Raw genomic sequence first — 11,451 nt, 5'->3', positions numbered from 1 at the left:
AGACGCGCCATCTGCGCATCCGTGAGCCAGAAAAGATCAGACATGGTCACCGCTCGTTTTTCGAACCGTGAATCATGCACCAACGCGGAAATCAATGGGTCCTGACCCTAGCCCTTCCTTGGACACCCACACATCGCAGGATTGAATGACTTGAGCGCGGTTGGGCCGCCGATCCACCAGGTGTGCCGGGGCTGGCGGAACAATGGCCGCTACTTCCTCGGGTCTGTACGCGTCGGAAATGTCATACACCCGGATGCCGGCATTTTGCTGGGTCGCAAAAATAAGCTGATCGCTGACCAAGCTGTCTGGACGGTTTTCATGTATGTTATGTGGGCCGAAATGTGCTCCTTTGGCAGCGTAGTCTTCTTCTTTGGGGATCGGGACTGTTGAGATGCTCATCGGGTTTGAAGGTTCGCGAATGTCGAACAACCATATGTGTTTGATGCCATCCGCGCAGTTATCCAGCACGGCCTCGTCCGCGACAACCAGAAGATCTCGGTCCGGGAGCGGAAGGCAATTGTTGGTGCCGCCGCCGAATCGGAGGGACCAGTTCCGGTTAGCGACTAACTTTGGGTCTGTCTTGAGACCGGCCTTCTGCAATCATTGAGCCTATGGCAACTTTGTCTACATCCTGTGAATTCGCAGACGTCGAGATTTCGCATTTGCAGCGAATGGCAGCAAGGCGGGCTGCGCCCGCAGAATACCGGTACCGTGCTGAATGTCGGCTAAGGGCCGCTAACTCACTCACGACGTTGAAGAATACAGCTAGACAAAGAAATAGGCCCGCCACGACATGTGGCGGGCCTGACCAAAGCTACTGAAGGTAAGGGATCAGACGCTTTGGTATTCCGTGATGTCATTCGCCTTTTCGGTTTCAGCGCTTTTTTTTGGCAAAACACGTTCCTCGATCGAGCGCAGAACCACGTAGAACAAAGGTGTAAACAAGAGACCGAACACGGTCACGCCAAGCATCCCCGAGAAAACGGATACACCAAGCGCTTGACGCATCTCTGCTCCTGCACCGGTTGCGATCATCAGCGGCACGACGCCCAGAATGAATGCGAGCGAGGTCATGACGATCGGACGCAGCCGGGTTTGAGCCGCCTGGACGGCTGCTTGCCAGCGATCCAAACCCTGATCCTCGGCCTGGCGCGCGAACTCGACAATCAGGATCGCGTTCTTTGAGGCCAGTGCGACGAGCACGACAAACCCGATCTGGACCAGAATGTTGTTATCCAGACCTGCTATCCAGACCCCGGTGATCGCTGATAGGAGAACCATCGGTACGATCAGGATAACGGCGGCGGGCAGAGCCCAGCTTTCGTATTGTGCGGCCAAAACAAGGAACACAAAGAGCACGGCAAAGCCAAACACAAGCAGGGCAGTGTCGTCGGTGTTCTTTTCCTGATAGCTCAGTTCGGTCCATTCATAACTGATACCTGCGGGTAGGATACTTTCCGCCAATGCCTCCATACGTTCCAGAGCTTCGGCAGATGACACACCTGGCATGGTTTGCCCTTGCACTGCAGCGGCCGGATATAGGTTGTACCTCGGCTGACGCAATGGACCTGTGGTGTCTTCGAAACTCGCCACCGCGCCGAGGGGCACCATTGCACCGTCGTCGGACCGAGTGCGCAAGCGCGCGACGTCTTCGGCGGTCTCACGGAACTGAGCATCAGCCTGTGCAACCACGGTGTATGTCCGGCCGAACAGGTTGAAGTCGTTCACGTAGGACGACCCAAGGTAGACCTCCAGAGCCTCGTTGATGTTTGCAACCGGTACGTTGAGCATCTCGGCGCGCTCACGATCAATCTCGGCCCAGACACGCGGGGTGCCCGTGGAATAGAGTGAGAAGACCGCGACAAGACCCGGATCCGCATTCGCTTCGGCTGACAAGGCACGCGCAGCTTGTTCCAGCGCAACCGGACCAACATTGCCGGTGTCCTGCAGCATCATCTTGAAGCCGCCACCGGTCCCGATACCGCGCACTGGCGGGGGCGCGATGACAAAGATCGCCGCATCGTCGATACTTGCCATGCGTTGGCGGGCTTCTGCCAGAACGTCCTCGGCCTTTACGCCCTGCGCTTTGCGATCTTCGAACGGTGTGGTGGCAAAGAAGATCACGCCGGTGTTGGACTCTGTTGTAAACGTAGCACCGTTGAAGCCCGAGAAGACGGCGGCGTTTTCGACGCCCTTGATCTCAAGGATTTCATCAACAGCATGACGAACCACCTTGTCTGTACGTTCCAAAGATGCACCAGGAGGCAGTTGCACGACAGTGATGTAGTACCCCTGATCCTGTTCAGGAACAAAGCCACCGGGAACTTTTGAGAACTGGGCATCGGTCAGCAACAGCAAACCTGCAAACAGGCTCAGCATGATGGCCGGCACGCGAACGAGCCGGCGTGTGGCCCAGGCATAGCCGTTTGACGTGCGATCAAAGCCAGCATCAAATTTTGACAATGCAAAAGTTACCGGGCGCATCAGAAGGCCGGGCTTTTGTTCGCCATGAGGCTTCAGCAGCATCGCGGCCAGTGACGGCGAAAGTGTCAACGACACCAGCAACGAGATTGCCGTGGCTGCGGTGATGGTGACGGCGAATTGGCGATAGAACTCGCCCGAAATACCGGCAACGGCTGCTGTCGGGATAAAGACCGCCGCGAGGACCAGAGAGGTAGCAATCAGTGCACCCGAGACTTCCGTCATCGTCTTACGTGCTGCGTCGCGCGGCGACGCGCCGTTGCGGATATGTTTCTCGACCCCTTCGACCACGATGATGGCGTCATCGACAACGATGCCAACCGCAAGGACAAGACCGAACAGCGATAGGTTGTTGATTGAATACCCCAATGCGGACATTACAGCGAACGTGCCGACAAGCGAGACCGGGATTGCAAGAATTGGTGTCACGGCGGCACGCCATGTGCCAAGGAACAGCAAGATTACCGCGACCACCAGAACTACGGCTTCGATCATTGTTTTGACCACGGCATCAATCGACGCCTGAATGTACTCGGTGGGGTTATAGATCACGTCATAAGCCAGACCTTCTGGAAAGTCCTTGCTCAAGCGCTCGACCGTCTCAAGCACGTCCGCAGCCGTCTCAAGCGCGTTGGTTCCGGGGCGCTGGTTCACGACCATTGCCACGGCAGCATCTTTGTTGAGATAGGCGCGGGTTGTATAGTTTGCGGCCCCAAGCTCGACCCGCGCGATATCGGACAAGCGCACGATCCGCCCGTCGTCACCGCGTTTCACGATGATCCGCTCGAACTCGGATACGTCGGTCAAACGACCTGCCGTCTGCACCGAAATCTCGAAATCGGTGGCTTCAGGGGTAGGCTGTTGGTTCAAGAGTCCAGACGCAACCTGCGCGTTCTGGCTGCGCAGAGCTGAGATCACCTCACCAGGGGTCATATCAAGCGAGGCAATACGTTCAGGGTTCAACCAGATACGCATTGAATAGTCCCGCGCGCCAAAAAGGGTCACGTCGCCGACACCACCAAGTCGTGTCAGTTCGTCACGCACCCGCTGCGCCGCGTTGGTGATGTAAAGCGCGTCGCGAGATGCGTCCGGCGAGAACATATGGACCACCAGCAGCAGATCAGGAGAGGCCTTTTGAGTAACAACACCGAGACGCCTTACCGTTTCCGGCAGGCGGGGTTCAGCAATGGCAACTCGGTTCTGAACCAGAACCTGAGCCGCATCCAGATCAGTGCCCAGCTCAAACGTGACAGTGATTGTCAGATTGCCGTCCCCTGTTGCTTGGGACGACAGGTACAGCATTCCTTCAACACCGTTGATCTGTTGCTCCAGTGGCGTCGCCACAGTCTGTGCGATTGTCTCGGCTGAGGCACCCGGATATTGCGCAGTTACCTGCACTGTAGGGGGCGCGACCTCTGGGTATTGCGCGACGGGCAATGTGAAATAGCTCAGTGCGCCGACAATTGTGATAAATGCGGAAATCACGATCGCAAATATCGGTCGATCAATAAAGAAATGGGGCAGTTTCATTGGATTTTCCTTACCTAAAACAAATGCTGCACTTACCGCAGCGCGACTTCGGTCGCTTCAGAACTCTGTGTATTGCGGACCTGAACTTGTGTACCGGCAGCCACCAGATGTAGCCCGCTGACAACGACCTGCTCGCCAGCGTTCAACCCATCGACCACCCGCAGGCCGTCATGGCGATCATGCAGGATGACATCGCGACGGGTGATCGTGTTGTCTGCGTCAACGATCCAGACAAATTTGGTTGCCTGATCCGAGTTGATTGCCCGTTCCGGAATGACGATGCCTTGTGCGTTTGTCTCAGCGGCCAGACGCATGCTTCCAAACATTCCGGGCACAAGCAGGCCGTCGTCATTGTCCAGAATTGCGTGACCTCTGAGGGTGCCTGTGCCGACATCCAGGCGGTTATCGACAAAGTCAATTTTGCCGAGATGTTCGAAATCCAACCCACCCGTCAATTTGATCTCGACTGGCAGGTCACCTGCGACGCCGCGAAACCCTGTTTCGTCGTGTAGACGCATGTATTCGAGATACCGCTGCTCGGTCACGTCGAACACAAAGTTGATCGGGTCGATCGAGACAATCGTCGTCAAGGGTGCTGAACCGGATCCGGCAGAAACCAAATTGCCTTCACTCACAAAGTCGTCGGAAATCCGTCCGGTGACCGGGGCGTGAATTTGGGTGAACTCAAGGTCCAGACGGGCACGATCAATTGCGGCCTGGGCCGAAGCGATACTTGCCGCGGCAATCGCTGCGTTCTGCCTCCTTGTGTCCAGAACAGACTGGCTTATATGGCCTTGCTCCCTCAGCGCTTCCGCACGTTCAAGTTCAAACTGGCTGAGCTCAGCCGCCGCCTGTGCTTCAGTCAGATGGGCTTCGGCTTCGGCCAGAAGCGCCTGATAGGGGCGCGGGTCAATCGAGAAAAGCAGATCACCTTTCTGGACAATCTGACCTGATGTAAAGTGGACGTCGTCAAGGTGTCCTGACACACGGGCACGCACCAGAACCTCATCGACCGCTTCGAAGCGTCCGGTGAATTCATCCCAATCTGTGACATTGCGCTGCTCCGCAGGGAAGACCTCGACCGTCGGGGCGACTGGCGCTGCAGCCGGAGCTGACGCCTCTGCTGCACCAACAAAACTGGGAATTTCAACTTTGTTTACCGTGTACCAGAGACCGCCAGCAACAGCTGCGCCGATCGCGACACCGGAAAACAGGGAACCTTTATTGAGCATCATTCTATCCTCACCAATGGGCAATAGGCCCGGGGTTATGGGTAGAATGTCTCGTTTCAGGCCCAACCTTGTAGCCCGTCGGTGGGACGATCACTCTTTCCTGGTGGGACGCAATACGAGTGCAGCGCTTGATAAATATTGTAATTCAGAAGCTTGGCGGGTTTGAAATCAGGAAATCTACGAACGCCCTGACACGCGGGGCGACCAGCCTTCGATCGAGATACACGATGGAATAGGGTAATTTGTCCAATCGGACGTTTTCCATAACCTCAACCAGGCGCCCTTGTTCCATTGATTCCAAGATAAGATAGGTCGGGAGTTGTGCAATCCCCAGACCGGCCTCTGCAGCTTGGTGGATTGCATCGATGTCGTTCCCAATAAGGACCGGGTCAAGCGTGCGTCGGACGACGTTACCCTCACATTCAAACATGAATGGAAAGAGCCGCCCTGTATTGCGGGCGCGGTAGTGGATGCCTCGGTGAGCATCCAGTTCAGGTATTCGCTGAGGATGCCCGTAGCGTTCTACATAAGACGGCGCCGCGACAGTGTGTATGACATCATCGAACAGTTTCCGCGCGACCAGATTGGCACTGTCACCCAATTCGCCGATGCGTATGGCAACATCAATTCCTTCTGACGCGAGATCGACAATCCGATCCTCAAAACTGAGTTCCACCTCAACATGCTTGTAGCGGCACATGAAGGACAAGACACGTTGTGTCAGCCACATCCGCCCAAACACGGCGGACGCGGAAACAACCAGTTTTCCTCTCGGCTCTTCCAAGCTGTCTGTAAATTCGGTTTTCAAGCTTTCCGCATCGTCCAGCAGTTTGCGCGCGCCTTCCAAGAGCCTTTCGCCCTCGACGGTCAGCGCTACAGAACGGGTTGTCCGGGAAAACAGTTTTGCGCCGACCTCTGATTCAACACGCTGCACAGCCTTTGAGACGGCAGAGCTCGTCATACCCTCAACTCGCGCGGCCGCTGCAAAACTTTCAGTTAAAGCGACCCGCACAAACAGCTTAAGGTCCGATAGATTATCCATACTCAGTAGTTGCCGTGCAAAGCACGAGCTTTGTCAATGCTTGATGATGTAGCCATTTGTTGAAACGAGTGAGGAACGTAGATGCAATTTGAGCTTTTCGCACAAGTGAATGGGCGCATTCTGATCACGAGACCTGCAACAAAAAATGTTCATGTTGTGCAAAGCGAGTGCGATGCGAAACTCCTCAGCCTAAGGCCGAGAATTTTCCGGGCAAATGTCATGTTTAGTAGCCATGAACCGGCATTGGGCGCGGTGTTTTCGCGCACAGGTACAAAGTGGGCCAAAGCCCGCGCCGCGCGGTTTTCATGGTCAGAAACTTCTGTTAGGTATCCTGAATGTATGAACATGATGTGCCTTTCTGCTTTGAGAGATCGCGTCTCAGGTGATGTGGTTGGTCGTCCTCTATTGGCGTCAATAGGGAGTGCTCGCTGCTTGGATTGATGACAAGCGACGACGAAATTGGCTGCGCCAATACCAATTTTTTAGAACGAATTGGTTTTTGAGTTTCATTTTCCTCACCCTAAGCGATGAATACTTGCTTGCTTATTGAGCCAGATATGGGGCCGCCAGTCGCTCTGAGTAGTTACGCGGAGAGACAAACTCTACGTCCTGATGGGACACAATGCAGGTTCTATGCAATTGGATGCGATTTTCTGATGCTTTAACGTTTCATAGATCGCTGTACCGACTGTGCACACTATTGTGCGTACAGTGCTGTTTGGCATACTTAGTTGCAAGTCCAGTTCAGGGGTCACGTCACAATGGCGCTTGGTCGATCACTTTAAACTATTGGCGGGTTGCTGGCATTCGTGTCGCTAAAACAGAACGGGCTAAATCGGTGGTTTGTGTAGCAATCTTATCTATTCGCATAGTCACCTTGATGGGTTCACTACACAATCATGCCTGGGATATTACCGAGACCCTCTTCAAGCGCATCGATGAATGCAGAAAGCCGGCGCGGTTGGTGCCGGGCTGGGAGATACGCGAGGTTCACATCGAGCATCGCCGCCCGCCAATGGGGAAGTAAATCAATCAGATCGCCTGACGCAAGTTCCGACGCAACAAACCATCTGGGCAAAACAGCCGCACCAAGCCCCGATAGCGCTGCGTGCTTTAGCGACATGATGTTGTTTGTCGACATCTTGGCAGCAACATTCAGATCGCATTGCTCACCATCTGAATGAGATAGTTCGACATTTGCCCCTTCAAACGGCGTCAGGGACACGAATGGAAGCTCTTTTGCGCCATCCGGTCTGGAGCCCTTGATTTGTTTCGCAATCGATGGAGTGCCGACAACCAACCTTTCAACCCGCCCTAGACGACGCACGATAAGTGTGTCGTCAGGGACAGGTCCAACCTTGATCCAGCAATCGCATCCAATTTCTGCAAAGCGAATTGGCTCATCCTGCAAATGCCAGTTTACTGTGACTTTGGGATTTGCTGCCTGAAATCCGATTGCGATTTCCGCAAGATGCAATTGACCGAGCGCGACGGGCGCAACAACCCTCAGCGGACCCCTTAGGGTCTCGGTATCGGGCGCATGTTGCTCCTGTAATGTATCCCATCCGGCGATCAACTCGCGGGCATCGGCAAGCACCTCAAGCCCTGTCTCCGTCAATGCCAATGAATGCGTCGTACGACGCGCAAGCTGGACCCCAAGGCGCTCTTCCAGGTCTTTCAATTGTCGGCTGGCGGAGCCTTGCGAAATGCCCAGATCACGTGCGGCACCACTGATCGTGCCTTTCTCCGCAATGCGAACAAAAGTTTCGAGAAGGGCGAGGCGGTCTAATGGTTTGCTCATGCGCAATGCAGATAACAGATACCATTATAAACTGTCTACAGAGTATCCTTGGCTTCGATCATCTTGCTCCTCAACAGCAACGACTTCTCATGAGGAGACCTCAGATGAACAAAAGAACCTTCAAAATCGCCAACGACCTGGCCGTGAATCGCCTCGGTTACGGCGCTATGCGCCTTACAGATCAGCCCAGCAATTTTGGTCCCTATCCCAAGTGGGACCAGGGACTTGCCCTGCTACGCCGGGCAGCCGATCTTGGCGTGAACTTCTTCGACAGCGCCTGGGCCTACGGGCCAGAACATGCTGACCGAATTGTCGGTGAGGCGCTAGAGGGTCGGGATGTCATCTTGGCCACGAAGGGCGGCGTCGACAAACCCGAACCGGGCAAAATCATAACCGACGGAAGCCGTGACGCATTGCTCAATCAGGTTGATCGAGCCCTCGTCAATCTGCGCCGCGACCGCATCGATTTGTTTCAGCTTCACCGTGTTGACCCGAAGACTCCCATCGAAACGTCGGTTGCTGCTCTCGCGGAAGCACAAGCGGACGGGCGTATTGGCCACATCGGCTTGTCCAACGTATCGCGCGAACAGCTCGACCGAGCCCTTTCGGTGGCTCCGATCGCAAGTGTTCAGAACCGCTTCAATATGGACGAAGCCGACGAAGATAACCTTGTCGACTATACAGCTAGCAAAGGTATTGCCTTTGTCCCTTACGGGCCGCTCGGCGCGCACCCGATGCGCCAAGGTGCCAAACTCGACCCCAAAGAGGCGCTCGCCTGGCTTCTGAGGCGCTCCCCGAACATCGTTGTCATCCCCGGAACGACTTCGATCCAGCACCTCGAAGAGAACTGGTCGGCATGGGGTATCGCTTAATCGCCTCAATAAAGGAGCAAAAAAAGATGGCCGCATCAGCAAAAAGCACAACCAATCTCGCCTCCAATCCTTGCGACTACCGAACACGATTCTTGTACGGTATTGGCATCAAAAGCGCTGCTTGCCGTATTTTACTGGCGTCCCACGCTATTTCCAGCCCGGAATGCACTCACTAACCCGTCTCGCGATGACGACCAGGTTGAGGAGGCGGCCCTGCATAGAACGTGTCGAGTAGCTTGGTACACATCCCGCCCTAGTTAGGCCAATCAGGCGTTCGCCCTCCCTTCGTTGCAACCGAACTAGCTGCCGTGCGGTGCGCATTCAGTTGTGTTGTGTCGATCACTAGCGCTTTCTCTTTGCTGTGATAAGTAGCTGGCCCGAAGACCATCTGTGCAAAGATTCACTTATCAATCCTGCGGTTGCTCAGCGTCTTGTGCTGATCGTGCGTCCCAAGAACATCTCGTCACCATATTTCACTTCGAAAAAGTGGTAACACCATTCGATCTACGTCTGTCATCACCTTGAGGCAAGTGATGGGACTTCGGAAAACATAAGTTACACAAACATCTAACCAGAATAGATCAGACGTGTTTTGCACTGTTTTGGTCGGGGAACACATTGTCAAGCATCGGAAACCAGCGGGCCGTGAACCTAAGTCTGATACTCGTCAAGACATGTATTTCGGTGGAGAAAGAAGAAATCCGCCTAAGAAATCCGAGTAGCTAAGTCGCGAAGGAAGCCTTGCACCTCTTCACACGCTTCTTCGTAGTTTTCTCGCAATTCGTACCAAACTGCATTAATTTCACCATGTGCATCTAGCAATTGAGTAAGTTTTGCATCGCTAATACTTTTCTTTGACAACAGTTCACTCAAGGCTGCTTCATATTCAGCTTTTGTTTTGGGTGCAGCCGACATGATTTTTTCTTTGATGACGTCGATTTGTTGATCCCAAGATTCCTGTCTCAGTTTCGCTCTTCTTTCGTATCCAACTCGAGTCGTCATGAGTTATCCTGTTTTGTTGCTTTTGTGGGCCTCGCTTTCCACAGCGTAGCCGATTTTACGCAAGATGCCTCGCGGTTGGCGGACTTTGTAGCAAACTTTTGGCTAGGGACTCGTCGTGTTTAAGGGCTTTTGGATTTTGATCTAGGTATACTGTGACAATTTCATTCAAGTGCGCACAAACTACACGCCCGCAAAAGCGCGCCGTACGAATAAGCCATCAGGCGTTTGACATGAGACCATCAGCACCAGAAACCTGATGCCAAAAAATGATAAATCACTGGCAGGGAAACGGCGAGTTGGACATTGCTCTTCGCCTTTGCCATGTACTACTACAGAAATGCTCCGGCGTCGGTATCGGTAAACAGGGTTCCTTCTAGGGTGGTCCAACGGCACACCGTCAACACCTGAAACACTAGCCCTCAAAGCCGATTAGGCTGAACCTGATGCTTATTGCCCTCGCAATCAAGCACAGCGACACCAACCTCTCCGAAGGAGTTCAGGGAATGAGCGCCACTCTGTTTGTCATTGTTGGCCTTGCAGGCCTGGTTGTTGGCGGCGAGGTTCCGTAGTTTGATCAAGCGCAGTAATCCGGTTCTATCGGATACGAGGCTGTCCCTGAAGCTGAGCTTGCTTCTGATTAACGTGCGGACTACCGCCGTCCGGTCCATCCTTTTCGTCTTCCAGAATGGCTTTTCTCATGTCCTTCAAATCAGTGCTGTGAAAGTACCTAAGGTCCACAAAGACTCAATACTTACGAATTTGCCGCGAGATGGCGAATGTCATTTTTCGCTCGACGCTTCGCAAGATCAAGATACGACGCAGGGGCGTCACTCCAATCCAATCGGCGACGTGCACCCATTCTCAGCTTTGACCAGTCAGCTAGTACGCGATGCAGCGAAATAGCGTTTCGAGCCCAAAATACCGGATGATGCAAAGCGGACATTTGTCCGCTTTGCATCTCCAAAAAAGGAACCTGGGTGCCAACGGAAAGTGTTTATCTACCCGACTTCGAGCGCAAACAATGCGCCGTCTGGATCGCAAAGAACAACGCCATGGGCTCGAACAGTTTTAAGTGCCTCCGGAGACATCAGACGCGCGCCATTGGCCTCCGCAAAACTACTCGCATCGGAGACAGAAGTAACCTTGATGCTAGGCGCCCAAGCCGCGTTTGAGCTTCTTGGCCAAGTTGAGACATATCGAATTGCAACAACATCGCCCGAAGGACCGGTGAATGAGAGGTAATCCGAAGCGTGTTTCGGAGAGACTTGCCATTCGAAAAGCTCAGCATAAAACGCTTCTGGAAACTCACCATCGTTGCTGACATAGACTTCAGGCCCGAACTGTCGGTGCGGCACAGGGTATTTGTGCCGTGATAGGGATAGTCCGAATAGCACGCCGAGCGGATCGCGGACGAGCGCATTGCGACCGACGCCAGGAACCTCGAATGGCTCTCGAACAATTTTACCTCCGAGCGTATCGACTCGCTTCAAG

Annotated in this window: 9 protein-coding genes; 2 read left to right on the top strand and 7 right to left on the bottom strand. The window is 54.0% G+C overall.

What is annotated here, in order from left to right:
* Positions 1-72: 72 nt before the first annotated feature.
* The 5 genes from AC2FNU_RS21060 to AC2FNU_RS21040 all read right to left on the bottom strand — a co-directional run bounded on the left by AC2FNU_RS21060 (position 73) and on the right by AC2FNU_RS21040 (position 8,086).
* The gene (locus tag AC2FNU_RS21060) at positions 73-468 is read right to left on the bottom strand and encodes a hypothetical protein (protein ID WP_496792148.1); all 396 of its coding nucleotides are present in this window, start codon (positions 466-468) and stop codon (positions 73-75) included.
* A 363-nt stretch (positions 469-831) separates the two neighbouring features.
* Entirely contained in the window at positions 832-4,011 is a 3,180-nt protein-coding gene (locus AC2FNU_RS21055; protein WP_496792146.1) for an efflux RND transporter permease subunit, read from the bottom strand.
* Between the two features lie 32 nt (positions 4,012-4,043).
* Complete coding sequence (locus AC2FNU_RS21050) at positions 4,044-5,243, bottom strand: efflux RND transporter periplasmic adaptor subunit (RefSeq protein ID WP_496792144.1); 1,200 nt, start codon at positions 5,241-5,243, stop codon at positions 4,044-4,046.
* Positions 5,244-5,388: 145 nt separating this feature from the next.
* On the bottom strand, positions 5,389-6,285 hold the full coding sequence (locus AC2FNU_RS21045; protein ID WP_496792142.1) for a LysR family transcriptional regulator: 897 nt from the start codon (positions 6,283-6,285) through the stop codon (positions 5,389-5,391).
* 889 nt (positions 6,286-7,174) lie between these two features.
* Positions 7,175-8,086 (bottom strand): LysR family transcriptional regulator, encoded by a 912-nt coding sequence (locus AC2FNU_RS21040; protein ID WP_496792140.1) that lies wholly within the window; start codon positions 8,084-8,086, stop codon positions 7,175-7,177.
* Between the two features lie 104 nt (positions 8,087-8,190).
* On the opposite strand from AC2FNU_RS21040, the gene AC2FNU_RS21035 reads away from it, so the two are divergent.
* Positions 8,191-8,958, top strand: coding sequence for an aldo/keto reductase (locus AC2FNU_RS21035; protein ID WP_496792138.1), 768 nt, complete (start codon positions 8,191-8,193; stop codon positions 8,956-8,958).
* Between the two features lie 705 nt (positions 8,959-9,663).
* Here AC2FNU_RS21035 and AC2FNU_RS21030 read toward each other — a convergent pair.
* Positions 9,664-9,960, bottom strand: a complete 297-nt coding sequence (locus AC2FNU_RS21030; protein ID WP_496792136.1) for a sll1863 family stress response protein — start codon at positions 9,958-9,960, stop codon at positions 9,664-9,666.
* A gap of 443 nt (positions 9,961-10,403) precedes the next feature.
* On the opposite strand from AC2FNU_RS21030, the gene AC2FNU_RS21025 reads away from it, so the two are divergent.
* Complete coding sequence (locus tag AC2FNU_RS21025; protein WP_496792134.1) at positions 10,404-10,529, top strand: hypothetical protein; 126 nt, start codon at positions 10,404-10,406, stop codon at positions 10,527-10,529.
* Between the two features lie 429 nt (positions 10,530-10,958).
* On the opposite strand, the gene AC2FNU_RS21020 is transcribed toward AC2FNU_RS21025, so the two are convergent.
* A partial coding sequence (locus tag AC2FNU_RS21020; RefSeq protein WP_496792132.1) for a VOC family protein occupies positions 10,959-11,451 on the bottom strand: 493 nt, incomplete at its 5' end.

Source organism: Ruegeria sp. BHSB064 (assembly GCF_059613205.1).
This window is presented reverse-complemented; position numbering and strand designations above follow the sequence as displayed.